We start from the raw sequence: 26,037 nt of genomic DNA on the forward strand, positions 1-26,037 counted from the left end.
GGGAGACCAAGAGACTGTCGCCAGAGAGGTGAATGCTTGGCAAAATGACCGCAACAACAAAGAAAGTCGGATAAACTGGCAGTTTACCACCAAGGAATCAAGAGTGAAACTAAAAAGACTTTATCCGTCATTTAATGATTAACATAACACTAGTTCAGGTTGAGGCCCGGGGGGTTCCTCAATTATTTCTTTCGAAACTTCCCCCTCATCCTCTACAATTTCTATACAAGGATATGAACCTTCGGAAGGAGAAGGCGGTGGCGGAGGGTCTTCTTTGATATTGGAAATATATATCATTTCGATAATTTCCGGTTCTGAGCTTCCCAAAGAAACTAATGGCTTTGGATCGTCAATTTCCCAATCAAAAGCTATTAATACAAATGAAAGGCTCATGATAAAGCCAATTTGCATATGGAGAGGTCTTCCTTCACTCCAATGATTGTTTTGTTTTACTACCATAGTAAAGGGGGTTTGTTTTTTTACCTTTATAATGGTAGTATTGAAAATAGATACAGTTTTTGTGAAAATCTTTTTCACATGGGTTGTAAAAGCAAAAACGGCAACACTTTAAACAAGCACTGCCGTTTTCGCTTTTAAATGAAGTAGGATATTATAAAGTGGTTTACACTTATCGTTTTTGACCGAAGGTTGAAAAAAGGAACACAGAGGAAGCGTTTATGAAACATTTTTTAGGAAAAAGAAAAAGGATAATTCACTTCTATAATATCTCAAATTCGATTCTTCTGTTTTGGGCTTTATTTTCATCGGAATCATTAGGCACCAAAGGCTCTGACTCTCCATAGCCAATAGAGCTGATTTGTTCCGAAGCAATCCCTTTCTGAGAGAGGTACTCCACCACGGCCTTGGCTCTGTTGAGCGATAAGTCTTGGTTGTATTTTTCAGAACCATCACTATCCGTATGGGCTCCGACCTGGATTTTTACGCTTGGATTTTCCTTCATAAATTTCACCAGTTTTTCCAATTCCGTTTTGGATTTACCCAACAAGGTATAGGAATCCGATTCAAAGAAAATATTGTTCAATCGCACTTTTGAACCCTTCTTCAAAGGGTCTAAGGGAACATCAAGCTCCTTGGATTCGTGTGTTTTGTCTGCTTGTAAATCAAAGCGCAAACTTTTAAATAAATAACCAGGCCGGTTTACATACAAAGCATATTCAGCGCCTTCATTCAGTACGATGAGGTATTCCCCATTTTCAGCATCCGACTCTACGGTCGATAAGATTTCTTCCGTTTCAATATCAATCAAATCGATCTTGGCAGCAAGGCTTTGCTTAGTGCTTGCATCGTACACTTTTCCTTTTACATACCGGCTGACTTTCTGAGGTTTAATTTGAGCAGGCACCTCAAAGGAAAGTAATTTACTTCTTACATTATCGCTTTCATCTCTGTACTGTCGTGAGAAGTAAGCGGTTTGTCCGTCTGAAGTGATAAACAGTGATAATTGATGTGTATGATCGTTGAGAGGATACCCCAGGTTTTCGGGCATTTCCCATTCACTATTCACAAATTCGGCTTTGTATAAATCAAAACCACCCATGCCAAGATGCCCGTTTGAGGCAAAAAACAGGGAAAGGCCATTCACATGGATGAAAGGAGAAATTTCATCATGAGGTGTATTGATTTCCGGACCCAAATTTATGGCTTGAGACCATTGTCCGTTTTCTTGTAAAGTGCTCATCCAAATGTCTCGTCCTCCTACCCCACCGGGCCGGTCTGATGTAAAAAATAATTTACGCCCATCCGCCGAAAGCGAAGGTTGCGAATCCCAATTTCTCGAATTTACAGCCGGTCCCAAGTTCACCATTTTGCTCCAAGTGTCCCCCACTTTTTTACAAATATACAAATCACACTGCCCGTAATTCTTTCTACTCCGGTTGCCATCACAAGAAGTAATGATCATGGTTTTACCATCTGCCGAAATACTACAAGTGCCTTCGTTGATCGCTGAATTGATATCTTTTAAAGGGATGGGTTCTGTCCAGTCACCGTTTTCAAACTTACACTCGTAAACATTCTCATCGCCCAATTCGGAGAGGCCTGTAAAGATCAAGGTTTGTTTATCGGCAGTAATTACCGGAAATGATTGTTCGCTCAGCCGGTTCACCTTACTATTTAAAGAAACCGGATCAAACGGGATAGGATGGTTAACAGCCTCCAAGGCATACTCTACGTTTTTCATCAACAAATTCAACTCGTTGACCAATCGCTTACGTTTCCGGGGAGAATTGCTGTTCAGGTACTTCCCGGCTAATTCTTTCGCTTCTTGATATCTTCCGGAGGCCATGGCATCCTGGGCCAAAAAATACCAAGCGTGAAGAAAACGGCTTTCCGCAGGCGACAATTTTACCGTTTGTTGATAGTATTCACGGGCCTGATTACCTTCCCGGTATAGCTCGTGAATATTCCCCAAAGCAAAATAAGCATCGGAAAAGGTATCGTCTGTTTTGATAGCTTTTTGCAATAATTCTTTGGCTTTGTCAAAATTCCGGGTCTTTTTGGCCTCAACCGCTGCTTCGAATAATTTGACAGCCTTCTTGCTCCTTGTATGAAACTGAGCCTCTGCCGTAAGCCAGGTAAAAGAAATGAGTAGTAGTGTGAAAAATGGGGTTTTCATAGAATTAAAATTCCTTATGTGAGCGTTTATCATGAATCTTTTCATAAATTACAACAAGAATTTCCAAGAAAGCATGTTTTTTATCCAATGTTGAAACTTCCTTAACCTGATTAAGCGTTAAAAACTGCGATTTTTTACATGCTTGAATGTAATTAAAAGGATAAATATTGTTCCAAAAGTGAAAAACAGTGAATAAACAAGTAACTAAATTTATCATTTCGATAATGGCTCTGTTTGTCGGAGCTTATCTTTTGCCTGGTATTTCTATTGATAGTCTCCTGACCAGTATCATTGTGGCCATCGTTTTATCATTTCTCAATATGTTTCTACGGCCAGTGTTTATTTTACTCACCTTGCCCTTTACCATTATCACCTTCGGGTTGTTCTTGATCGTTATTAATGCCTGCCTATTTTTACTCACAGACTGGCTCGTCCCCGGTTTTGAAATAGGCGGCATGTGGGATGCTATTTTTTACAGCATTATTTATTCCTTAACACTCTCATTTTTAAGCTATTTACTTGGACTAGACAAAGAGAAAAGAAAATAATAGCTCGAACATCAAACAAACTTACCGGCAGGAAACCACATGGGGGTATAGATTTTGAGCAGATATTCTTCAATAATACAAAACAGGTCAAATTATCTTTTAAAGGGCGAATTCCTAAAGGGAAGCGCCTTGGTTTTACGGAAACTTGTTAATTTCTGCTAAAGCAGTAAATTATAATTTTCAATATTTTAATTCCTGAAAATTATTTGTTAATTCTGCACTTTGATTCACATTTTTGAATTGCGAAAACGAGTCGCAAACACAAAAAAGCCCTGCGTATGTCGGTAAAGCTGAATGAGAAACTTCTGGAAAGCCTACAAGTAGCAATACAACAACAAAATAACCGGTTCATCCAAGAAACGCTGAAGGATAAACACGCAGCCGATATCTCGGTTTTATTGGACCAAATGGATGCTCTAGAGTCCAAATACATTTTAAGACTCTTAAATCCCGAAATGAGTGCGGATATTGTAGCCGATCTGGAAGAAGACACTCGCAAAGGCTTTTTGAAAAACTTTTCATCGGAAGAGTTGGCCGGACTCATGGACTATACGGATTCCGATGATGCCGCCGATATCTTAAACGATCAGCCGGTAAAAGTAAGGGAAGAAGTAATTGCTTTAATGCAAAACAGTGAAAAGGCAGAGTACATTATCGACTTATTGCACTATGAGGAGGACTGTGCCGGAGGGTTGATGGCCAAAGAACTGATCAAGGCCAATATCAATTGGAATATTAAGCAGTGTATTGAAGAAATCAGGCGGCAAACCAAAAATGTAGAAAAGGTCTATACGGTATATGTGGTAAATGATAAAGATACTCTGTTGGGTAGGGTTTCTTTGAAAAAGATTGTATTATCAACAGATGATACGAAGATCAAAGATATCTACGTCAGTAATATTCAGACGGTACAAACATACTATAGTGAAGAAGAGGTGGCGGAGATCATGCGAAAATACGACTTGGAAGTGGTGCCGGTAGTCAATGTACAAGGCAAACTGCTGGGTAGGATTACGATTGACGATGTTGTGGATGTCATCACCGAGCAGGCCGAGTTAGAGCGGCAAATCATGTCCGGACTTTCGGAAACGGCAGAAGTGGATGACAGCATCTGGACCTTGTCCAGGGCCAGGCTCCCTTGGTTGATTATTGGAATGATGGGAGGTTTATTAGGAGCTCAATATATGGGATTCTTTGAAAACGAGCTGAAAATCGTGCCTGCCATTGCTTTTTTCGTTCCGTTGATACAAGCTACGGGGGGAAATGTAGGAATTCAATCCTCTACCATTGTGGTACAAACGCTGGTAGGCAATCCCTTTGACGGAAAATCACTGGGTTCCAGGCTGTTCAAAGTGCTGTTGGTAGCTATTTTCAATGGGATTGTTATTTCTTCACTGGTATTTGGTTTTGTCATGATTTTCAATGAAATGAACATGGCCTTTGTTGTTGCGGTGGCATTATTCAATGTGGTATTGATTGCATCGCTTACCGGAACCATCACGCCTCTCATCCTTGACAGGTTAGGGGTAAATCCGGCATTGGCCTCCGGCCCATTTATCACCACCGCCAATGACCTAATAGGTTTGGCTGTGTACTTCACAGTAGCCAAATTGTTATTTTCGATCTAAGATATTTCAAAATGCAAAAACAAAAATTTGATTGGCGTGTTATACTACTAAATTGGCTTTTGCTCCCAGCCTTTCTAGTACTATTAGCCGTATTCCTTTACCATATTGCACAAAACCAAGAACCGGATAAAAGGACTATTTCTTATCCGTTATTAATAATAGGAGGCATCCTACTTATCATGCGGTTTATCACCCAAAAAAACCGCTGATCACAGAATACAAGTCAATTTATTTCAAAAAAATAAAAAAAATGGAAACAAGAAGATTACAGTATTGTTGTATAGACATTAAAACAGTGATTTCTTACTGTCTTTGAGAGAGATAACATTTAATACATCAATCACCCCAAACGGTAAAATGATGTAAAGTGAATACCATGAAATTCTTATTTAAGGTAAAAACCCATAACTAAAACAGTAGATATGTTTATACAACAGTTTGATTATAAGCGATTAATTTTCTATTTTGCCCAAAAATTAAGGAGGTTATTCTCACCGAATAGGACATTTACCATCTTACAATTAAAATACATTCACTAACATTATTTATTGGCTATGCACGAAATTTGGCAAGAAATTGACTTTAATGATCAATTTTTCTCTAACTACGATTTTAAAGGAAAAACACCCGTACACAGTTATGCAATATCCAATTGGGGTCATATCAAACGCGATGGCGAATTAATTGCCCCCAGGGTATGTAAAATCAGAAAAACAGAATATAAATACCTGATTGTTTACTGTGGCTATGACAAAGAAAAAAGACGGGGCATCGAAGTCAGAATTCCTTTACAACGCGTAGTGGCGCATTATTTTGTAAAAAACACGCAACCTGAGACCCTCAATTATGTGACCTTTGTGGATGAAGACCCCCTAAACTGTATTGCTTGGAACCTGAAATGGATTGACCAAAGCGAAGCTGGAAGAAAGGGAAATATGTCTCCTAAGCGGCAAGGCCCCAACAAATACGGCAAGCATGTAAAGCTTAATAAAGCCAAGGCCGATATTATCCGGAAACTGGTGAGTCGCGGTACACGCCAGAAGGTTATTGCCAAACGGTTTGGGATATCAGAAATGCAAGTTACCAGAATTATGCGAGGGGAAAACTGGAAGTAACAGCAATAACACAGTATAAAATTATTATACCCTTAAGCTTATTTCCTATATGATTGATCTGTACTGAATGATAAAAAGGGGCTGCATAATAATACTAGCCCCTTTTTATCTATGTGCATTTTGATCATCCAAGCCCGTTGAATGATCGATTAATTCGCTAATTCGATCAGCATCGTACCTTCTTGGGTATAATAGTCTGACTTCTTGAGGTCACTGAGCTTCACAGTCGCTATCACGTAATTGTACTCTTCACTTTCGTACTTTTCATTAATCCGAACAAAGCGATCGCGGACAAACTGATCTTTGTTCAAATAGCGGAAGTAGACCTCCAATTCAATGTCTTGATGAATGTTCAAGCCGTTTTTACGATAGCTCTTTCGATACTCGTACTTATAAGCATACCGGGTGGCGGAAATATCCGAAAGCACGGCTGAGCCTGTGGGGTGCCCTCCGGCTCCTTTTCCACGAAAAAACTGACGATCAGAAAAGGCCGCTTGTACTATCACTCCATTATACTCATTATCCACATTGTACAGGTAATTATTTTCCCGTACAAACTGAGGCATTACATATAATGCCAAGTGGTCGTCATCTACTTTGTAAACCTTGGCAATCTGTTTGATCCTTAAGCCCTTCTCTTTCGCATATTGGATATCATAACCTGCCAGTTGTTGTATGCCATAGTTAAAGACCTCTTCCGGCTTTACATACACTCCATAGCTATGAGCTGTAAGAATCACCAGTTTATACTTTGCATCAAACCCACCGACATCTAAGGTAGGATCGGTTTCGGCAAAGCCTTTCTCTTTGGCTTCTTGCAGAGCCGTTTGATAATCTACATTTTCGTCAAATACCTTGGTGAGGATGTAATTGGACGACCCATTAAAAATCCCTTGCAAAGAGTAAAGCAATTCGTTGTCATAATACTCCTCCAAGGTGCGAATGATCGGAATACTCCCACAAGCAGAAGCTTCATATAAGAAGGAGGCACCGGTTTCTTTTTGTAGATTCACAAATTCTTCCAAATGCTCCGCAATCATTTTCTTATTTGCACTCACCACTCCTTTTCCGTTTTTCAGGGCAGTAGACACGATTTCATATGCATCATCGGCATTGTCGATCAACTCGACAATCAGGTTGATATCTTTGTTAGAAAGTATTTCCTCTTTCTCATAAGTAAAGTACTCTGCGGGCAAAGAACGCTTTTTGTCCCGGTGTTTTACTGCAATTTTATGAATGTCAGCCGTAATTCCTTTACTATTGTTAAGCACATCATGTAAACCTTGACCTACACATCCGAATCCGAATAAGCCAATTTTAATATCCCTCGTCATGAATTAATTTTTTTCTGTTTTTCTGTTTAAAAAATGCTTGAATCCCCTTTGTTAGTTTTTCAGTTTCTATTAAAAAACCATCATGCCCATACATGGAATTGATTTCTTCATAGGTTACGTTATCCGTATGCCGGGCAATAAACCGTTGTTCGATAATGGGAAAGAGCACATCCGTCACAATCCCGATCACCATGGTGTAGGCTTTGACTTTTTTCAAGGCCTCTTCCACGCTGCCTCTGCCCCTCCCTAAATTATGCGAATCCATCGCCTTGGAAAGCGTCCAATACGAATAAGCATTGAAACGGTTTAGCAGTTTTTTTCCTTGGTACACTTGATAAGAGGAAGCCCTGAAATCATCCGATTTCTCTATGTCTTCTTCGTATTGTGTTTTTTGGTAAGTTTCATAGTTACGATACGACAACATTGCAATGGCACGTGCCGCTACCAGGCCATCTGCACCTGCATCTTCTTTACTTTCTTTCCAAGAAGGGTCAGCGGCAATAGCCAAACGTTGCGTTTCATTAAAGGCAACGCCCCAAGGAGAATGCCGGGCATTTGTACCGATTACGATCAAATTTTCCATCAGCTCCGGTTGCTGTACGGCCCATTCCAACGCTTGTTGTCCTCCCAGTGATCCGCCAATCAATGTATTGATGCGTACAAGCTGTAAATGTTGCCGGAGCAGATCCAATGAACGCACAATATCCCGGATGGTAATATCCGGAAAATCATGATAGTACGGAGTTCCCGTTTCCGGATTCATGGAAAGTGGCCCGGTAGAACCATAACAAGACCCGAGCACATTGGCACAGATGACAAAGTGTTCTTCAGCATTGAAAAGGCAACCTTCTCCGAAAAGTCCGGTCCACCAATCCTCCACTTCGGCATTGCCTGTAAGTGCATGGCACACCCATACGCTATTGGACTGGTCAGCATTCAACGTCCCGGCGGTATAATAAGCCAAAGTAAAGCCCTTCAGCGTTCCGCCTTTCTCCAGTTCAAACTCCTGATCGTAATGAAAATACCTCGTTTGCATGCAGCGTATTTTTTTAACAGTTAGTGTTATGATATTTCTAGTAATTCTCAAGTGATCATTCTTCTGCTTTTCAAGCAGCTTTTCACACTATTCCATTCCTCTGAAAAACCGGGCGAACCTCAACCTCCCAGCTTTTTACAACTTATGCTTCTACGGAAGTGGCTACTTCTTTAAAAGCAGCTTCGAAATCCGCTTTGATATCTTCAATATGTTCTATTCCCACAGACACCCTCAATAGACTAGGGGTGACTCCAGCCTTTTTCTGTTCTTCCTCAGACAATTGTTGGTGGGTTGTTGAAGCAGGGTGAATGATCAATGTTTTTGCATCTCCCACATTCGCCAAATGACTCACAAGCTTTAAGCTATTCACAAATTTTTTGGCATTTTCATACCCTCCGCCAATTTCAAAGGAAAGAACGGCCCCAAATCCGTTTGTTAAATATTTCTTGGCCAATTCGTGGTGTGGGTTATCTTCCAGACCCAGGTAATTTACATTTGTTACCGCCTCATGTTGTTGCAACCATTGGGCGAATTCCAAAGCATTGTCTACATGTTTTTGCATTCTGAGGGACAAGGTTTCCAAGCCTTGTAACAGCAAGAAAGAGTTAAACGGGCTTATCGCCGGGCCAAAATCGCGAAGTCCCTCTACTCTTGCCCGGATAGCAAATGCAATGTTTCCAAACGGCCCGTCAGCACCGAATACCTCCCAGAAGTTCAAGCCATGGTACCCCTCGGCCGGCTCGGAAAACTGAGGAAACTTTCCATTCCCCCAATTGAAGTTTCCGGCATCCACAATGATTCCACCAATGGATGTACCATGCCCTCCGATCCATTTGGTAGCAGAAGCAACTACTACATTGGCCCCGTAATCAATAGGCCTGCACAGGTACCCGGCACCGGCAAATGTATTGTCAACAATCAAAGGAATATCATACTTTTGAGCGAGTGCTGCCAAGGCTTCAAAATCCGGAATGTTAAACCTCGGATTTCCGATAGTTTCTACATACAAGCCTTTGGTTTTTTCATCTATTTGTCGCTCAAACGAACCCACATCGTCTCCATCCGCAAAGCGAACATCAATGCCCAAACGCTTAAAACTTACTTTAAACTGGTTGTATGTTCCTCCATACAGGTAAGAGGTTGATACTATATTATCTCCAACAGAAGCCAGGTTCTGAATTGCCAAAAATTGTGCTGCCTGACCGGAAGCCGTAGCAACAGCCGCTACCCCTCCTTCCAATGCAGCAAGCCGCTTCTCGAACACATCGGTGGTGGGGTTCATAATTCGGGTATAAATATTACCAAACTCTTTGAGAGCAAACAAGTTTGCACCGTGGTCGGCATCTTTGAACTGATACGAAGTAGTTTGGTAAAGTGGTACGGCTCTGGAAAGTGTGGTTGGATCTATTTCTTGTCCGGCGTGTACTTGTAAAGTTTCAAATCTAAGTTTATTTTCTGACATGGTATTAAGATGTTTAAGTAGTAGATGGAAGAAAAAGGATATACGGATGCGCCCTCGTGGCAATCACAATGCTGTGATATACACATCCACCCGCCTTGGCGAATCAACCTATATATTTTGAGAAATGGAGATTGGCTACAGGCTTGTGAGGGTTAACAACAGCTACAACAAGCCATCATCATACACATACTGACAGACATCTGTCCGGTAGCTTTGTGAGATGGAATAAAGTGTGGGTAATCTGAATTTAATTGGGTCTTTTTCATAATTAATTAATTTATATACCCTAAATAAAATTTAGGCTAGGAATTAGCACCATCGCCTTTGGTAGACAGGTTGCTAGAGGGTCATTGAGCCTAGTCTCTCGCCTCTTCTTTATAAATCAATCATGCGTACATGGAATGACTTAATCTTGGGACACAAAGTAAGGATGATTTTTTTTAATTACCAAATACTTTGACTTTGTTTCTTTCTTTCGAAGAAACACAAACACACAAACTACTCATTATCAATATAATAAAAGCAATATTCTTCGATAGAATATTTCTATTATAAGTGGACCAAGGTATTCATTAATTCAACAAAAAACGGATTTAACGATGAATACGCACCATGATAATTATTCACCATCACAGCAAACGCCAACTGTTTCCCATTTACAGTTTCTGCATATCCGGTATATGCCCGTACCCTTTTGATATAACCGCTTTTTGTACGCACTTTGCCTTGAGCCACGGAGCCTTTTCCCATTGAGCGAACCGTACCACTTTGTCCCCAAACCGGTAAAGAATTAACAAATGCGGTAGAAGATGCACTTTTTGCCATAACCGTTCCCATTTGCCGGGCAGTTAAACCATTGGCTCTGGACAAGCCGCTTCCATCCTCCATCGTAAATCCCAACACATCAATACCTTTTCCTGCCCAATAAGCTTTTATTACTTCTGTTCCTGCTTCCGTACTCCCTTCTCCACCCTTCGCTTTCCCAAGCATTTTAAGAATGGCTTCGGCATATAAGTTGTTACTTTTATGATTGGTTGTTTTTACAATTTCCTTTAACGTTTCAGAGTGGTGGGTATAGATAAGTGTTTTATTGACTTCTTGGGAAGAAAGCGCCTGAGCTGCGCCTGTAACTGCTATTCCACGTTGGAGTAATGCTTTTTTTAAGGCTTGCGCAAAAAATAAAGCAGGATCCGGAATAGAACCCTTGATGGAAAACTTTTGTACACCTGCCGGAACAGACCCTCTTAAATGCCGGATATAGGAAAACGGAGCGCCATAAATATACCCGTTGTCACCAGATCCTATTTTGCCGGTTTTCATTTCATTGACAAAAGACAATCCTGGAATTTCCGGCCGGGTACCCAGTACTTTCGCAATACTTCCCACCGTTTTTCCGGGCTGAAAGTCCACATAATATAAATTTTGATGAATGCTTAACCCCGATGCTCCGGCACCGTAATAATTCCCCATGTCTTCCCATTGCCAGGTGTTGGGAGTCAGCTGTGTATTGTAAATGGAAGCGTCCGCAACAATATTTCCCGTAATGCTTGTAATCCCGCTTTCCTTCACTTTACTGGCTAATAGATCAAGTTCATACTCATAATTTTTAGCCCCAAAGGTCGGATCCCCTCCCCCTGTAATATACAGATCGCCCTGAAGGGTTCCTCCTTCTACCTTTCCGCTACGTTCAATTTTCGTCTTAAAGGTAAAGTTATCCCCCAATACGGCCAAAGCCGTAGCAGTCGTAATGGCTTTCATGGTAGAGCCGGTCGCCAGGCTTAAATCCCCTTGATAATTGACTAATTCTTTCCCACTCTCCACTTCTGTTACATATACCCCGATGGTGGCGGGATTCATCGCTCTGATATTCTGCTTGTGTTTTTCAATCACACTGACAACGGTTTGCCCTGAATACAGTATTTTTTCCTCATTTTCATATTCACCGGAAGACAATTGAGAAGAACACCATACGAGCAATAAAGCGGGAAGGGTAAAGATCAATTTCATAAATCAAAAAAATTACAAATACCAATAAAACCTCAGTTCTAAACACTCAATGCAATCAGGTTCTGTTCAACATTGGCCTGGCTTACTAAGAAAACAAGTGATAGTTGATTAAGAACTGGTTCGGGATACCAAGTTACCAATAAAGAGTGGCTATTTCATAAAAATCAATGGCGGAAATTTTATGACACAGAATTTCCTTTCTTCCATTCCGCAGTTTTCTTCCTTTTGGCATGAAAATATTTATGTAACGGAATAGGGCTCTTCCTCCTAAGCGGCCAGCATAAAAAATACCGTAAAAAAGCAAGCCGGTACTCCTACGGCCACACCACTGTAGATTTGCTTTGGAGTATGTGCATCCAATGCCAGTCTTGCTGCCATCACCAAACCCATAGCCATTAAAACTGTGATGGCGGGATATACCAATGAATATTGAGAATACACATAATCAATCCCCATAATCACGCCCAACACACTTCCGATTGCACTGCTATGCAAGCTAATCTTATAAAACAAGGAAATAACTGTTACCAAAAACAAAGTAACGGTTAAGCCCAACATGATGGATGAGATCAATTCACCTGCATGAAGTTTGTTAATCAAGACATAGGTAAGCATGGCCTGATAGACAAAAGAGATAAGTAAGGGGATAGGCCGCTCCTTTCTGGACTTCATAAAAATGCTCTCGATAAACCCGGAGCGGTAAAGTAAATACACACTTAAAAACGGAAACCCTAAAGTAAAAATACCGATATAAAGCAGAAGTAGGGCCTGGGCCTTTTGATCAAACATAAAGTCAGTTCTACAATAATGCAATACCAACCATATACAAAGAACCGGCATCATCGCCGGGTTCAATACAAGCGAAATAATATCTGCTAACTTTTTATTCAAAATTCAAGTAAGGTATTTGGAACGGTTCCACTACAGTTCTTTGCGCAAGCGGGCAACGGGAATATTCATTTGTTCCCGGTATTTTGCCACGGTTCTTCGCGCAATATTATACCCCTGTAGTTTTAAAAGTTTTTCTAATTTATCATCAGACAAGGGTTTGCGCTTATCCTCTTGTTCGATAATGTTTTTCAATTTGTATTTCACTTCTTTACTACTTACATCCTCTCCGCTTTCTGTGGAAATACTTTCCGAAAAGAAGAATTTTAAAGGATATAAACCGAAATCGGTTTGAACAGCTTTACTATTAGCCACCCTGGATACCGTGGAAATATCCATGCTGATCTCCTGGGCAATATCCTTCAAAATCATCGGCTTTAACTTGCTTTCATCACCGGTTAGGAAAAAGTCAAACTGGTACCGGACTATTGCGTTCATGGTTTTCAACAAGGTTTCCTGCCTTTGCTTAATGGCATCGATAAACCATTTGGCCGCATCCAGTTTCTGTTTCACAAACGTTACCGTCTTCCGCAGCTTCTTATCCTTCTTTTTACTTTTGTCGTATGCATCCAGCATTTCCGCATAAGAACGGCTAATTTTCAGGTCGGGAGCATTTTTCGAATTCAACGAAACCTCCAATTTCCCGTTCACTTCCTTCACAATGAAGTCAGGAGTCAGGTATTGCGTTTTGGAATAGACCCCACCATATCCTCCGGGTTTAGGATTAAGACGGATGATTTGCTGAATGGCGTCTTTTAACTGCGATTCCGTCAGCCCCAGTTTCTTTTGGATTTTTGTATAATGCTTTTTCTTGAATTCTTCAAAACAAAGCATCAATACTTTCAGCGCATTTTTTACTTTGGGTTCCTCTTGATTTTTGCGTCTGATTTGTAAAACCAAACACTCCTGAAGGTCACGGGCGGCAATACCGGGAGGGTCAAAATGTTGAATTTTTATCAATAGCGATTCTACTTCCTCCGCAGTCGTTTCAATGCCTTGTGCAAATGCCAAGTCATTTACTACGGCTTCCATTTCCCTACGGATATATCCATCCCCATCGATGCTTCCGATCAACTGCTTTCCGATGATCGTTTGCCGTTCATCCAGGCGAAGGTATCCCAATTGATCCATCAGGTTATCAACCAATGTCTCTACCGTGGCTATGGGCATTTCTTTCTCCTCATCGTCTACAGGCAAGCCATCACCGTACATTTTATAGCCACTTACATCATCTTTATTGATATAATCTTCCAGATTGATTTCCTCCATTGAGTCAATATTCTCTTCTCCGTATTCCTCATTTCCTAAGGAATCCTCCTCCTCGTACGTACCGGGTTCTTCATACTCGTCTTTCCCCTCTTCCAATGCAGGATTACTCTCAAGCTCTTCCTCAATACGAGAGGCCAACTCAATAGTAGGCACTTGCAACAACTTGATAAATTGAATCTGTTGTGGCGAGAGTTTCTGTGATAAAGTCTGTGTTAGATTGAGTTTTTGCATACTTCTATTTGGTTAAAAACCCAACAATTTTAAAAAGTTGAACTGGTTTAATTGCGGTTCTTTATTTCTACTAAAACGAAATAAAATCCATTTTGATTAAAAATATCGTACCAACTAATATTATCTATCTAATAATCAATTATTTAAAATTTGTTTTTTTCTTAATCACTACTTTTTTTCTACATCTCATTCAAAAAATAATCACTATAATATGCTTTCTATATATACAAAAATAATGTATCTCAAGGTGTAGGCCGAAGAGGTTGTGGATCTTCTTTTATGAGTGGCTGTTCAAACAGCAATTTCGGAAGGTTGAAAAGGCAAAAGAATTATTTACAAATTTAACTATTGCATAATCCACTCTTCTACTTGCCCACTTTGCACTGTTCCATTAAAAAAGTTGGTAAAATAAATAAATTTTTCTGTTTTTCTACTTGTGCCCCTTAAGAATCTTACTTTTTAGAGCATATCTAAAATACATTGTGCCCCCCGTGGGAGATGTCCCTTTTCCCTTGGGTAGTAAAAATTCTCGGTTTAGGGTTCTCAGAAGATCATTTTTGTGGCCCGACACTCGGTGGTCCCACACTCGGCGGTCCGGTATACCGGAGAGCAATCGTACTATTTGACAGGATGCCGGCCGCCGGGGTACCAGCCATTCAACAAGCTGCGTTGAGGTTTCTGAAATGGGAATTTTTGACCCAAAGGGTGAAATTTAAACATGCTCTTCTTGTTAAACTTCAGGCCTTCTCATGTAAAATTAATAGAAAAATAGTTCGGAATACATATAGAGTGCTTAGTTTTGCTATAAAGCCAGGTACCAAAAGGCGAGAACTTCACCTCTCTGAAAATTTACCTGGAAATAACATTGAAAAGCAAGAATTTGTTATAGCTTTGTAATTTAGTATTATTCTAAATAAAAATTATCTACAATGAGCGCAGATAAGGATTCTCAAATCTTAGAGGAATTTACATCCAAGGAATATGAGCATGGGTGGACTGTAGACCTTGAGGCGGATACAATTCCCAAAGGGCTTAATGAGGACATTATCAGAATAATTTCACATAAAAAGAATGAGCCGGAGTGGCTTACAGAGTGGCGGTTAAAGGCTTTCAAGCGATGGAAAGAAATGGAAACCCCACGCTGGGCAAATGTAAAATTTGATGAAATCAACTATCAGGATATCATATACTACTCTGCTCCCAAACAAAAAGTCAGTCCCTCTTCGCTGGATGAAGTAGATCCGGAGTTGTTGAAGACTTTTGAAAAACTGGGGATTTCTCTCACCGAACAAAAGCGATTGACAGGAGTAGCGGTAGATGCCGTAATTGACAGTGTTTCCGTCAAAACCACATTTAAAGAAAAGTTGGCAGAGCAAGGTATTATCTTTTGCTCTTTCAGTGAAGCGGTTCAGGATCACCCTGACTTGGTAAAAAAATACCTGGGTTCAGTGGTGCCTGCCAACGACAACTACTTTTCAGCCCTTAACTCTGCTGTGTTTAGTGATGGTTCGTTCTGCTATATCCCTAAGGGAGTGCGTTGCCCCATGGAGCTATCTACTTACTTCCGCATTAATGCCGCGAATACAGGACAATTCGAGCGAACGCTCATCATTGCCGATGAAGCTTCTTATGTCAGTTACCTGGAAGGTTGTACAGCTCCAATGCGTGACGAAAACCAACTGCATGCTGCCGTAGTGGAGATTTACGCAGCAAAAGATGCAGAGGTGAAATATTCGACCGTGCAAAACTGGTACCCTGGGGATGAAAACGGCAAAGGAGGAATTTATAACTTCGTAACCAAAAGAGGGATTTGTGCCGGAGACAATTCAAAAATTTCTTGGACACAAGTGGAAACCGGTTCTGCCATTACTTGGAAATACCCTAGTTGTATATTAAAAGGAGATAACTCTATCGGAGAGTTTTATTCGGTAGCTGTCACCAACGGTATGCAACAAGCAGATACCGGAACCAAAATGATTCATATTGGTAAAAACACCAAAAGCAGGATTGTTTCTAAGGGGGTTTCTGCCGGAAGAAGCCAAAATAGCTATCGCGGCTTGGTAAAAATCCAAAAACGGGCCGAAAATGCCAGAAACTTCTCCCAATGTGACTCCCTGCTAATGGGCGACCAATGCGGAGCTCATACCTTCCCTTACTTGGAAGTAGAAAACAATACCGGACAAGTAGAACACGAAGCCACTACTTCTAAGATCGGTGAAGACCAAATCTTCTATTGCAACCAACGTGGAATTGATACGGAGCAAGCCGTGGCCTTAATTGTCAACGGTTACTGTAAGGAAGTGTTAAACCAACTTCCGATGGAGTTTGCTGTAGAAGCCCAAAAACTACTGGCCTTAAGCTTAGAGGGCAGTGTCGGATAATTTGTATATCAGTTTTTAACAATACCAATATTTAAGGCGGCCCTGTTTGGGGCCGCCTAATTTTTTTATCTCACCGCTTCAGTTTCAGAGCATGTTTAAAATTTGAGCGTAAAATGCTGTTTGGGTTGCTTTTTCCGGAAAAAGACCAATCCCACCTGAAACAAATCAACCGTTAAAGTGACATCCGGGTGATTTTGAATCTCTTGCCAAGCCTCTTCCATTTCATCGGACCAATGGATATCGTCAAAAATAAATACACTTGCCTCATGGGCTTTGGATAAGCATGTACGGAAGTAATTTAATGTAGGCTCCTTACGATGATTGGCATCAAAAAACACAAAGTCAAGCTTAGGCACTTCTTTTACCTTAGGAGCCAGTGTATCATCCAAATTGCCCGTAACGATTTTGATAGGTTTATTTTTAAACTGCCGGAAATTACCCTGTGCCACTTTTGCAATTTCATTGCAGCCTTCAAAGGTTATTACTTCTGCCTTATGAGAAGCCAAATTCATATACAAAGTATTGACCCCCAGGCATGTACCTAACTCCAAAATAGATTTAGGATTAAAGTAGTCGACCAGACGAAAAAGCAACTCTGACACTTTGGTAGAACTGACAGAATACTTGGCTATTTCGGCAACTTTCCGTTGGTTACTGTTCATTTTCTTGGAGCCCGCCCCAAAATCGGTAACGTCTATTTGTTCGCGACTTTTCAAAAGTTTTTTGCGAATACGCCCAATCCGCTCAAAGTGATAGTACTGCTTTTTACAAGCAATTGCCTGAGTATAAAGGGCAAAGACAAACGGCGAATGCACGCCATGAGCATCTTGCGCCTGCAGTTTATACTTCAAATACCTAGCTGTAAATTTAATTTTATCGAACACTTATTTATGTAAATTTATCATTTCGTTATACTAACATCGCATCAACGGCTGCACGGTATCCACCCCTTGGCAAAAGCTGACAGACATGACTATCTCAGGCAAAAGAACGCATTTCAAAGGAATACAATTTTTCCCTAAGGATATCTTTCATGCTTCAAAAGTAAGTAGAAAGCTCTATCTTTGCAGCGTTTCACTTTATTTTGAATAAAATTTTCAACAAATAAATCACGACAAATGGGACTGAGATGTGGAATTGTCGGTCTACCCAATGTGGGAAAATCGACTCTTTTCAATGCCTTATCCAATGCTAAAGCAGAGGCTGCCAATTACCCTTTTTGTACCATTGAACCGAATGTAGGGGTAGTTACCGTTCCGGACGAGCGCTTACAAGTATTGGAGTCACTGGTAAATCCGGAAAAAGTACTTCCTACCGTCATTGAATTTGTGGACATTGCCGGTTTAGTAAAAGGAGCCAGTAAAGGTGAAGGACTGGGAAATAAATTTTTAGGAAATATCCGGGAAGTGGACGCCATTATCCATGTAGTACGCTGCTTTAAAGATGACAACGTAGTACATGTGGATGGAAAAGTAAATCCGGTATCCGATAAAGAAATCATCGACACGGAGCTTCAAATCAAAGATTTGGAATCCATTGATAAAAAAATCCAGCGATTTCTAAAAGTTGCGAAAAGTGGTGACAAAGAGGCCCGCAAAGCATTGGAAATGCTGGAAAAATTTAAAACCCATTTAGAAAATGGAAACAATGCCAGAAGTCTGGAAGCATCCAAAGAAGAATGGGAAGTCGTAAAAGATTTGTGTTTGCTTACCGCCAAACCCGTCATCTACTTGGCCAATGTGGAGGAAGGCTCTATTCTCAACGGGAATGAACACTCGGAGGCCTTGAAGGAAGGGGTAAAACATGAAGACGCTGAAGTATTATTAATCTGTGCAGCCATCGAATCGCAAATTGCGACCCTGGAAGACGAAGAGGAAAAAGCGATGTTCCTTCAGGAATACGGCTTGGATGAATCCGGCTTGAACAAGTTGATTAAAGCATCTTACCGCTTATTAAACCTGATCACATATTTTACTGCGGGGGTAAAAGAAGTAAGAGCATGGACCATTCGCAATGGCTGGAAAGCCCCTCAAGCGGCCGGGGTAATCCACACAGACTTTGAGCGGGGTTTCATCCGTGCCGAAGTCATTGGCTATGAAGACTATAAAGAATATAAGTCCGAAGCGGCCGTCAAAGATGCTGGAAAAATGTCCATCGAAGGAAAAGAGTATGTTGTGAACGATGGGGATATTATGCATTTCAGGTTTAATGTATAATACAACAGAACTGTTTTCAAGGGGTTGCTTCCGGTATCAGGGAGCCTCTTTAAAAAAGAATAGTTTTACCATTTTTAAATAATCAGTGCAGTCCTTGATTGGTAACATGTTTGTATCAGTCAAGGACTGACATTTCTAAAAAAGTACACAATACTCTACTCTTGTCGATAGCGCTTCTCTCCATATTGCTTTTAGCCAGTGCTTTTCAAATTTTGCTATATGCCATCATATTTGGAAAGCTCCTTAAAAAGCAGACTCCCCCCTCCTCTTCTACCTTTCCTCCGGTTTCAGTCATTGTGGCCGCTCATAACGAAGCCCCCAATTTACAAAAACTTGTTCCACTTTTACTGAGTCAAGAATATCCTCAGTTTGAGATCATAATTGCTAACGATCGCTCTACTGACAACAGTGAAGCGATTTTGGAAGATTTTGCGAAACAACATCCATCCTTTCGTTTTATCACAATCAAACAAACCCCTCCGGAGTACACATCGAAAAAATTCGCTTTGACACAAGCAATTCAACAAGCCCGTTATGATACCCTTTTGTTTACTGATGCAGACTGTTGGCCTACCTCGCCTCATTGGATAAAAACCATGTGTCAACCTTATACAGGTACTACTCATGCAGTGTTGGGGTTCAGTCCATATGTTAAAACAGACGGTTTGCTCAATCAACTTATCCGGTATGAAACCTTTATCACGGGTATTCAATACCTGTCTTTTGCTTTATGGGGAAAGCCTTATATGGGAGTAGGTAGAAATATTTCATATCAAAAATCTTTGTTCAGGCAACAAAAAGGCTTTGGAAAGTATTCTTCAATATTAGGGGGGGATGATGATCTGTTTATCAACGGGCTACAAGCGGGTACCAAGGTTGCTATTGCACTCTCCCCTAACAGCCAAATGCTTACGGAACCCAAGCATACCTGGCGGGAATGGTATATACAAAAAAAACGCCATCTATCGGTGGGAAAACACTACCAGAAGGGTAGCCAAGCGCTCTTAGGACTTATTCTCCTTTCGCATTTTTTACATTATTTTTTGGTTATCATACTGACAATCCTAAATTTTTATACTAGTATTGCTATTGGAGTACTACTTATTCGACTATTAGTCGTTTCCATAGTGTTAAAGTATCTTAGTTTTAAATTACATTATAAAATTAGCATCTTTAGCATCCCCTTATTAGACAGCTTGTATTTAGTCTATTTACTTATTATGGGGGGGGTGACCCTTACTTCAAAACGAATAACATGGAGTTGAAAAAACGGTTTTCAGAAAAGGCACTAGCTGATTTTAAATTAATTGATCAAGCTCTTAACGGTGAAGAGAAAGCCTATGCTGAGTTGATGGATAAGTACCGGAAATCGGTGTATCATATGATGCTCAAAATGGTAAGAAACGTAGATGACGCGGAAGACTTGACCATAGAAGCCTTTGCCAAAGCCTTTAAAAACTTACATAAATTTAAACGAGATTATACGTTTAGCACTTGGTTGTTCCGGGTGGCTACCAATAATTGTATTGACTTTATCCGAAAAAAGAAACTGGATACCTATAGTATCAACTCGGAGTTTGAAAACGATGAAGGTGACAATATCAGCATTGATATCAAAGATAAAAACCTCAATCCTCAGGAAGTCGCTATCAAACTTCAAAAGGTAGAAATCGTCCGGAAGGTGGTTGACTTATTACCGCCGAAATACAGGCGACTGGTAAAGCTCCGCTATTTCCAAGAGCTTTCATACGATGAAATTGCCAAGGAAATAGAAGCCCCGCTAGGTACGGTCAAAGCACAACTACACCGGGCCAGAGAGTTACTCTATGATATGGTCAAAGACAGCAAACATGTCATATAAGTTTCAGCGGGTTTAGCCCGCTGTTTTTTTGTCGGGGAAATTAAAGACGATTTTAAGCTTGCACATTGATCATAGCTATTAGGTTTTTATATTTGCTCTTTCATTCAGAAATCCACAAAGAGTACTATACTATATTACATGGAGGTATTACTAAAAAAGTATTTTCCTGAGATCACTCAAACGCAATTAGACTTATTTAAAAGTCTGCCACCTTTGTATGCTTATTGGAATGAGAAGGTGAATGTAATTTCCCGCAGAGATGTGGAGAATTTAACCGAACGCCACATCCTACATTCCTTGAGCATTGCCAAAATTTTTCCACTGGCTCCCGGTACCCGTGTATTGGATGTGGGAACAGGGGGTGGTTTCCCTGGAATTCCTCTGGCGATTTTTTACCCTGAAGCTCAGTTTCATCTGGTTGATTCTATTGGCAAAAAAATTAAAGTGGTGGAAGAGATTGCCAAAACCCTGGAACTGTCCAATGTAACGGCAGAGCAAATCCGTGCTGAAAAACTAACCCAACAATATGACCTCATTGTAAGCCGGGCAGTCACCCGCATTGACGTACTTCACCGTTGGACGAAAAAACTCATTCGCAGCGGACAAGCCAACTCATTTAAAAACGGTATTCTTTGTTTGAAAGGAGGCGATTTAAAGGAAGAGTTTGCCAAATTCAAAAACCATCATCGCTTCTACCCTCTGAAGGAATATTTTGAAGAAGAATTTTTTGAGACCAAAAAACTCGTTTACGTTCCGGTTTAGTGGCTTTTTTATGTATAACCAGCATTGCTCCTTAAAGGACTCTAACAGTACGATTCAAGGCAGTGTGAAACCCTAAGCGCCCAAACATAAAAACTAAACATGGGTTGTGGATTATTAAGGAATAAGATTGTATAATTGCGCCCTGTAACACTCATGGCTATAAACATCAAGCAAATAAAGTCCCCCGTCTCGGATGAGATGGCCGAATTTGAGAAGAAGTTCCGCTTTTTCATGAAAAGTAAAGTGATGTTGCTCGACAACATCATGAGTTATATTGTCAAGAAAAAAGGGAAACAGATCCGGCCCATCCTGGTTTTCCTGACTGCAGGAATTACCGGTGAAGTCAAAGAAGCCACTTACCGTGGCGCTGCTTTGATTGAGCTATTGCACACGGCTTCCCTGGTACACGATGATGTGGTGGATGACTCTCAATACCGCAGAGGTTTTTTTTCGGTCAATGCCTTATGGAAAAACAAAATTGCCGTCTTGGTTGGAGATTACCTTTTGGCCAAAGGCCTGCTTCTTTCGGTGGACAACGGGGATTTTGAACTCTTGAGAATTGTTTCCAATGCAGTAAGGGAGATGAGTGAAGGAGAACTCTTGCAAATGGAAAAGGCCCGGAAATTGGACATTACCGAAGAGGTATATTTCCAGATTATCCGTCAAAAAACCGCCACACTTATTGCCGCTTGTTGTGCCGTAGGTGCCAGCTCCGTAGGAGCTCCTCAGGAAACCGTTGACAGGATGTTGACTTTTGGAGAGAAGATCGGTATTGCCTTTCAAATGAAAGACGACCTGTTTGATTATGGCAACGCTGAAATCGGTAAACCCCTTGGTATTGACATCAAGGAAAAGAAAATGACCTTGCCTCTCATCTATGCCTTAAATCAAGCCGACAAGCCTACCAAACGGAAAATCATCAATACGATCAAAAATAAAAGTGACAACCCGGATAAGGTAGCGGAAGTGATTGACTTTGTCAGAAAATCCGGGGGAATTGAGTATACCACCCAGGTAATGAAACAATATGTGCAAGAGGCCAAAGATCTCTTGGCTTCATTTCCCGAGTCGGAATTTAAGTCTTCTTTACATGCTTTGATCGAATACATCATTGAAAGAAAAAAATAAGGGGAAATTTTCGTTCCCCCTTATTTTTTCATCACCGGGATATCTGCTTAAGCATCCTGCTCTTTTAAAGCCCTTCTCAGTATTTTACCGACATTCGTTTTAGGCAATTCGGTTTTAAACTCATAGTACCTCGGCACCTTGTAGGCGGTAAGTTGCTCTTTACAAAAAGATTTTAACTCTTCTTCTGTTAAGCTTTCATCTTTTTTCACAATAAAGACTTTTACGGCTTCGGTAGACTTGCTATCGGGCACTCCTATTGCGGCAGCTTCCAGTACCTTGGGATGTTCCATAATTACATCCTCCACCTCGTTCGGATATACATTAAACCCTGATACCAAGATCATATCCTTTTTGCGGTCGACAATTTTGAAAAAGCCATCGGGCTCCATCATCGCCACATCTCCTGTTTTAAACCAACCCTCTTTCCAAAAAGACTTTTGCGTTTCGTCCTCTCTCTGCCAATATCCCTTCATCACTTGAGGGCCACAAGCAACCAACTCCCCTACTTCACCCACTTCTTGTTCGATACCGTTTTCATCGATAATTTTGACCTCCGTGCTTGGAAATGGCAAACCAATAGTCCCTACATGTTCACTGCCATCCAATGGATTACAGCACAATACCGGGGAGGTTTCCGTCAAGCCATACCCTTCCAACAGTGGGCATCCGGTCACTTCTTTCCAACGTTTGGCAACGGCCTGTTGTACGGCCATTCCCCCGCCTATGCTTACTTTCAATTTACTAAAATCCAGTGTCGGAAAATCAGCCTGATTCAACAAGCCATTGTATAACGTATTTACTCCTGTGAAGATCGTAAACTGATGCTTTCTCAACTCTTTCACAAAACCGGGCATATCTCTTGGGTTCGTAATCAAAATATTTCTAGCCCCGATTTTTAACATGGTCAATGCATTGACCGTCAGAGAGAAAATATGATACAAAGGCAAAGCAGTAATCACAATTTCTTTTCTTTCGACTAATTTGGGTTTTAACCATTGCCCGGTTTGCTCCAAGTTGGATACAATATTTCTATGGGTAAGCATCGCCCCTTTGGATACCCCGGTGGTTCCGCCCGTATATTGCAAATAGGCAATGTCTTCTCCGGTTACTTTTACTTCCTTGTATTCTCCCGGACTGGTTTTTCCAATTGCCTGGTTAAACGGTATCGCTTGAGGAATGGAGAATGCCGGCACCATCTTTTTGATATATTTGACCACCGCATTGACGATTAGCTTTTTAGGAAAGCCCAACATATCGCCAATATTGGTTACAAAAATGTGCTCAATTGAGGTATCCGCCAATATATTTTGAAGTTTTGAGGCAAAATTTGACAAGATAACGATCGCCTTCACTCCCGCATCGTTAAACTGATGTTTCATTTCCCGTTCAGTGTACAGCGGATTGGTATTTACAACAATCATCCCTGCCCGTAGTACGCCATACATGGCCACAGGATATTGCAACAAGTTGGGCATTTGAATGGCCACCCGGTCCCCTTTTTTCAACCCTGTATACTGTTGTAAGTATGCAGCAAATTTTTTAGATAAATCATCCAGCTCTCCATACGTGATGCTTTTTCCCATATTCTCATAGGCCGGTAAATCTTTGTATTTTTGAAATGCTTCATTCATCAAGGCCAACAAAGAACTATATCGATTGGGATCGATCTCTGCATTGACACCTTCGGGATAATGCTTTAGCCAAGGCTTCATTTCCATATTCATCAGTGTTTAATTGGTTACTTTTTAGAAATCTTACGATGAAAGTCCGTTTCAACTATTTGTTAATGAAGTGAATTAACCTTTTTCTTTTTCCTGAAAAAGGTTTCAAACACGCCTCCTCTGTCTTACTTTTTGCAACAATAGCTTTGGCTATTCTCTTCAAAAAGCGCCTTGATGAGCCGATTTTGATTCCATCTTCGGTCAAAAACTATACGTGGAAACCACCTCAATAGAAAGAGTATTTAAGTAAAAAACATATTTTTATAGACAAACATCATTTTTTTACGATATTCCTTACTCAGAAGGTTGATCTTATCATTACTTTTTCCACAAACTTCCTCAATATGAGAAAGCTACCTTTCCGCTTAGTACAAATCCTTTTACTATTGCAATAAAGAAAGCATTAATATAAAAATATCTTGGCAAAAGAGGAACAGAGTGCTTGCTTTTTAAGCAAGCGAGTGATAAATAATGTAAGAATAACACAATAACCATATGACAATCAAGCTGATTACCACCTGTCTAATCACTCAACGGAGAGCAATGAGGGCCCTGAAATTTCGTCAAAGAGTTTAAAGCAATAAGATACACTTCTACCTTATACGTATAAGTAGAATTTGATGATGTAAGATTTTCCTATTAATTTTGCAGATACAATTAAACAAAGTAATTCATGAGTTGTAGAATTATCTCATTTGCCACTCAAAAAGGAGGAGTAGGCAAAACTACGCTATTAATGCTTACGGCAGCGGCTATACATAATCGCACCAAAAAACGAGTACTTGTGATAGATTGCGACCCGCAAAGATCGGTGAAAACGATTTACAACCAAGAGAACAATAACGATTCGTACGATGTTTTTGCTTTTAACTGGAACCAGCCAAAACCGGAAGCTAACTTTGAGAAGACCATTACCCTGGCCGAAAAAAGGTATGATGTAATATTGATGGATGTGCCGGGAAAAATGGAGGGTAAAGAGATTTATTATAGCGTATTAATTTCCGATTTCCTGATCGTTCCTGTAGTAGCCAGTGCATTGGACATTAATGCTACCATCAGTTTCCTGAAAAAGATTCCGCCCATACGCGAAGACAAAATGGACCAGGGGTTTCCTTTCGAGGTATATGGAGTCATCAATAAAAAGGATCAGACGATCGAACATCAACGACTGAAAGAATTGGCAGGCATCGGAGGAATGAAACTGTTCTATTCGCCAATTTCTAACTTGGTACGATACCGGAGAAATATTTCTACTGTTCATGACATTACGGACTCATCCATCGAGAAGGATGAATTTAACATGTATTTCGATGAGTTTATGACTAAATGCTTATTATAATGGCAGAGAAAAAAAGTAAATCTGATCTCATATTCGACTCGCTGAAAAAAAACAGAGATTCGTTGCTATATCGAGAGAAAGAAAAAAACTTGTCCTTCACTAACTTGGACATTGATTCCATTAAACCTAAGAAAAAACAAATTGAATACGCTTCGGTGAAACTGAGGGCTGACTTGTATGAAAGGCTAAGAAATGCAGCAAAAGACCAAGGGATCAAACAACCGGGAAAACTTATTGCCCTAATCCTTGAAACATACCTAAACCAAATTGAAAAGTAAACGGCTTACGTCTTTTACCCACTAATTGTAGTCAACATCAACAAAATGTAGATTTTTTCCACAAAAACATCTCCTAGAGACCTATCACTATAAGCTGATTTACAGATACTTACAATATTTTATTTTTATGGTACACAATTTTCTAAGTTAAGAGTAGAAATGCAAAAGATAAGTTATAAACTACTGAATAAAATCAGT

General features: G+C 40.4%; 21 protein-coding genes, 1 pseudogene and 1 riboswitch. Of the genes and pseudogenes, 12 read left to right on the top strand and 10 right to left on the bottom strand.

The genetic code is table 11. From position 1 onward, the window contains the following. A pseudogene (locus AAG747_RS11435) lies at nucleotides 1-142 on the top strand (IS630 family transposase); the annotation flags it as partial. Here AAG747_RS11435 and AAG747_RS11440 read toward each other — a convergent pair. Both AAG747_RS11440 and AAG747_RS11445 read right to left on the bottom strand, forming a co-directional pair. After that, nucleotides 139-459: a hypothetical protein gene (locus AAG747_RS11440; protein WP_346821307.1), complete on the bottom strand. Its 321-nt coding sequence runs from the start codon at nucleotides 457-459 to the stop codon at nucleotides 139-141. The pseudogene AAG747_RS11435 and the gene AAG747_RS11440 overlap by 4 nt on opposite strands. Nucleotides 460-718: 259 nt before the next feature. After that, on the bottom strand, nucleotides 719-2,635 hold the full coding sequence (locus AAG747_RS11445; protein ID WP_346821308.1) for an OmpA family protein: 1,917 nt from the start codon (nucleotides 2,633-2,635) through the stop codon (nucleotides 719-721). 188 nt (nucleotides 2,636-2,823) lie between these two features. On the opposite strand from AAG747_RS11445, the gene AAG747_RS11450 reads away from it, so the two are divergent. From AAG747_RS11450 to AAG747_RS11460, 3 genes are all read left to right on the top strand, one after another. After that, a complete protein-coding gene (locus AAG747_RS11450) occupies nucleotides 2,824-3,183 on the top strand; it encodes a phage holin family protein (RefSeq protein WP_346821309.1) in 360 nt (119 codons plus the stop codon). A gap of 278 nt (nucleotides 3,184-3,461) precedes the next feature. After that, nucleotides 3,462-4,811, top strand: coding sequence for a magnesium transporter (mgtE, locus tag AAG747_RS11455; RefSeq protein WP_346821310.1), 1,350 nt, complete (start codon nucleotides 3,462-3,464; stop codon nucleotides 4,809-4,811). A gap of 554 nt (nucleotides 4,812-5,365) precedes the next feature. After that, nucleotides 5,366-5,926 carry a hypothetical protein gene (locus AAG747_RS11460; RefSeq protein ID WP_346821311.1) on the top strand — a complete coding sequence of 187 codons (561 nt, stop codon included), beginning with the start codon at nucleotides 5,366-5,368 and terminating at the stop codon, nucleotides 5,924-5,926. A gap of 149 nt (nucleotides 5,927-6,075) precedes the next feature. On the opposite strand, the gene AAG747_RS11465 is transcribed toward AAG747_RS11460, so the two are convergent. From AAG747_RS11465 to rpoN, 6 genes are all read right to left on the bottom strand, one after another. Further along, nucleotides 6,076-7,260 (bottom strand): homoserine dehydrogenase, encoded by a 1,185-nt coding sequence (locus AAG747_RS11465; protein WP_346821312.1) that lies wholly within the window; start codon nucleotides 7,258-7,260, stop codon nucleotides 6,076-6,078. Beyond that, complete coding sequence (metX, locus tag AAG747_RS11470) at nucleotides 7,244-8,326, bottom strand: homoserine O-acetyltransferase MetX (protein WP_430300608.1); 1,083 nt, start codon at nucleotides 8,324-8,326, stop codon at nucleotides 7,244-7,246. The genes AAG747_RS11465 and metX overlap by 17 nt, the downstream gene beginning before the upstream one ends. A 112-nt stretch (nucleotides 8,327-8,438) precedes the next feature. Next, entirely contained in the window at nucleotides 8,439-9,758 is a 1,320-nt protein-coding gene (locus tag AAG747_RS11475) for an O-acetylhomoserine aminocarboxypropyltransferase/cysteine synthase family protein (protein ID WP_346821313.1), read from the bottom strand. Between the two features lie 274 nt (nucleotides 9,759-10,032). After that, nucleotides 10,033-10,142: riboswitch (SAM riboswitch) on the bottom strand. Between the two features lie 165 nt (nucleotides 10,143-10,307). Then, nucleotides 10,308-11,765: a D-alanyl-D-alanine carboxypeptidase/D-alanyl-D-alanine endopeptidase gene (gene dacB / locus AAG747_RS11480; protein ID WP_346821314.1), complete on the bottom strand. Its 1,458-nt coding sequence runs from the start codon at nucleotides 11,763-11,765 to the stop codon at nucleotides 10,308-10,310. 267 nt (nucleotides 11,766-12,032) lie between these two features. After that, nucleotides 12,033-12,656, bottom strand: a complete 624-nt coding sequence (locus AAG747_RS11485) for a hypothetical protein (protein ID WP_346821315.1) — start codon at nucleotides 12,654-12,656, stop codon at nucleotides 12,033-12,035. Between the two features lie 30 nt (nucleotides 12,657-12,686). Then, the gene (gene rpoN, locus AAG747_RS11490; RefSeq protein ID WP_346821316.1) at nucleotides 12,687-14,153 is read right to left on the bottom strand and encodes an RNA polymerase factor sigma-54; all 1,467 of its coding nucleotides are present in this window, start codon (nucleotides 14,151-14,153) and stop codon (nucleotides 12,687-12,689) included. A gap of 929 nt (nucleotides 14,154-15,082) precedes the next feature. Here rpoN and sufB point away from each other — a divergent pair. Next, nucleotides 15,083-16,534, top strand: coding sequence for a Fe-S cluster assembly protein SufB (sufB, locus tag AAG747_RS11495; RefSeq protein ID WP_346821317.1), 1,452 nt, complete (start codon nucleotides 15,083-15,085; stop codon nucleotides 16,532-16,534). Between the two features lie 95 nt (nucleotides 16,535-16,629). Here the strand turns inward: sufB and AAG747_RS11500 are convergent, their stop codons facing one another. Beyond that, complete coding sequence (locus AAG747_RS11500) at nucleotides 16,630-17,385, bottom strand: O-methyltransferase (protein ID WP_346821318.1); 756 nt, start codon at nucleotides 17,383-17,385, stop codon at nucleotides 16,630-16,632. Between the two features lie 267 nt (nucleotides 17,386-17,652). On the opposite strand from AAG747_RS11500, the gene ychF reads away from it, so the two are divergent. The 5 genes from ychF to AAG747_RS11525 all read left to right on the top strand — a co-directional run bounded on the left by ychF (nucleotide 17,653) and on the right by AAG747_RS11525 (nucleotide 22,501). Beyond that, entirely contained in the window at nucleotides 17,653-18,750 is a 1,098-nt protein-coding gene (gene ychF, locus AAG747_RS11505; RefSeq protein ID WP_346821319.1) for a redox-regulated ATPase YchF, read from the top strand. A 161-nt stretch (nucleotides 18,751-18,911) separates the two neighbouring features. Next, the gene (locus AAG747_RS11510) at nucleotides 18,912-20,015 is read left to right on the top strand and encodes a glycosyltransferase (protein ID WP_346821320.1); all 1,104 of its coding nucleotides are present in this window, start codon (nucleotides 18,912-18,914) and stop codon (nucleotides 20,013-20,015) included. Then, nucleotides 20,006-20,611, top strand: a complete 606-nt coding sequence (locus AAG747_RS11515; protein WP_346821321.1) for an RNA polymerase sigma factor — start codon at nucleotides 20,006-20,008, stop codon at nucleotides 20,609-20,611. The genes AAG747_RS11510 and AAG747_RS11515 overlap by 10 nt, the downstream gene beginning before the upstream one ends. Nucleotides 20,612-20,749: 138 nt before the next feature. Continuing rightward, nucleotides 20,750-21,373, top strand: coding sequence for a 16S rRNA (guanine(527)-N(7))-methyltransferase RsmG (gene rsmG / locus AAG747_RS11520; RefSeq protein ID WP_346821322.1), 624 nt, complete (start codon nucleotides 20,750-20,752; stop codon nucleotides 21,371-21,373). A gap of 153 nt (nucleotides 21,374-21,526) precedes the next feature. After that, nucleotides 21,527-22,501 (top strand): polyprenyl synthetase family protein, encoded by a 975-nt coding sequence (locus AAG747_RS11525; protein WP_346821323.1) that lies wholly within the window; start codon nucleotides 21,527-21,529, stop codon nucleotides 22,499-22,501. A 47-nt stretch (nucleotides 22,502-22,548) separates the two neighbouring features. On the opposite strand, the gene AAG747_RS11530 is transcribed toward AAG747_RS11525, so the two are convergent. Continuing rightward, the gene (locus tag AAG747_RS11530) at nucleotides 22,549-24,219 is read right to left on the bottom strand and encodes an AMP-binding protein (protein WP_346821324.1); all 1,671 of its coding nucleotides are present in this window, start codon (nucleotides 24,217-24,219) and stop codon (nucleotides 22,549-22,551) included. Nucleotides 24,220-24,895: 676 nt separating this feature from the next. Between AAG747_RS11530 and AAG747_RS11535 the strand changes: the two genes are divergently transcribed. Together AAG747_RS11535 and AAG747_RS11540 are read left to right on the top strand one after the other, a co-directional pair. Next, nucleotides 24,896-25,561, top strand: coding sequence for a ParA family protein (locus AAG747_RS11535; protein WP_346821325.1), 666 nt, complete (start codon nucleotides 24,896-24,898; stop codon nucleotides 25,559-25,561). Continuing rightward, nucleotides 25,561-25,839 carry a hypothetical protein gene (locus AAG747_RS11540; RefSeq protein ID WP_346821326.1) on the top strand — a complete coding sequence of 93 codons (279 nt, stop codon included), beginning with the start codon at nucleotides 25,561-25,563 and terminating at the stop codon, nucleotides 25,837-25,839. The genes AAG747_RS11535 and AAG747_RS11540 overlap by 1 nt, the downstream gene beginning before the upstream one ends. Nucleotides 25,840-26,037 lie beyond the last annotated feature (198 nt).

The organism is Rapidithrix thailandica (assembly GCF_039710355.1).
Classification (GTDB): domain Bacteria; phylum Bacteroidota; class Bacteroidia; order Cytophagales; family Flammeovirgaceae; genus Rapidithrix; species Rapidithrix thailandica.

Excerpts from the sequence above, each read along its gene's own strand:
- AAG747_RS11440 (WP_346821307.1), bottom strand. The coding sequence starts at position 459 with ATGGTAGTAAAACAAAACAATCATTGGAGTGAAGGAAGACCTCTCCAT.
- AAG747_RS11445 (WP_346821308.1), bottom strand. The coding sequence starts at position 2,635 with ATGAAAACCCCATTTTTCACACTACTACTCATTTCTTTTACCTGGCTT.
- mgtE (WP_346821310.1), top strand. The coding sequence starts at position 3,462 with ATGTCGGTAAAGCTGAATGAGAAACTTCTGGAAAGCCTACAAGTAGCA.
- AAG747_RS11460 (WP_346821311.1), top strand. The coding sequence starts at position 5,366 with ATGCACGAAATTTGGCAAGAAATTGACTTTAATGATCAATTTTTCTCT.
- AAG747_RS11465 (WP_346821312.1), bottom strand. The coding sequence starts at position 7,260 with ATGACGAGGGATATTAAAATTGGCTTATTCGGATTCGGATGTGTAGGT.
- AAG747_RS11475 (WP_346821313.1), bottom strand. The coding sequence starts at position 9,758 with ATGTCAGAAAATAAACTTAGATTTGAAACTTTACAAGTACACGCCGGA.
- dacB (WP_346821314.1), bottom strand. The coding sequence starts at position 11,765 with ATGAAATTGATCTTTACCCTTCCCGCTTTATTGCTCGTATGGTGTTCT.
- rpoN (WP_346821316.1), bottom strand. The coding sequence starts at position 14,153 with ATGCAAAAACTCAATCTAACACAGACTTTATCACAGAAACTCTCGCCA.
- sufB (WP_346821317.1), top strand. The coding sequence starts at position 15,083 with ATGAGCGCAGATAAGGATTCTCAAATCTTAGAGGAATTTACATCCAAG.
- ychF (WP_346821319.1), top strand. The coding sequence starts at position 17,653 with ATGGGACTGAGATGTGGAATTGTCGGTCTACCCAATGTGGGAAAATCG.
- AAG747_RS11515 (WP_346821321.1), top strand. The coding sequence starts at position 20,006 with ATGGAGTTGAAAAAACGGTTTTCAGAAAAGGCACTAGCTGATTTTAAA.
- rsmG (WP_346821322.1), top strand. The coding sequence starts at position 20,750 with ATGGAGGTATTACTAAAAAAGTATTTTCCTGAGATCACTCAAACGCAA.
- AAG747_RS11525 (WP_346821323.1), top strand. The coding sequence starts at position 21,527 with ATGGCTATAAACATCAAGCAAATAAAGTCCCCCGTCTCGGATGAGATG.
- AAG747_RS11530 (WP_346821324.1), bottom strand. The coding sequence starts at position 24,219 with ATGGAAATGAAGCCTTGGCTAAAGCATTATCCCGAAGGTGTCAATGCA.
- AAG747_RS11535 (WP_346821325.1), top strand. The coding sequence starts at position 24,896 with ATGAGTTGTAGAATTATCTCATTTGCCACTCAAAAAGGAGGAGTAGGC.
- AAG747_RS11540 (WP_346821326.1), top strand. The coding sequence starts at position 25,561 with ATGGCAGAGAAAAAAAGTAAATCTGATCTCATATTCGACTCGCTGAAA.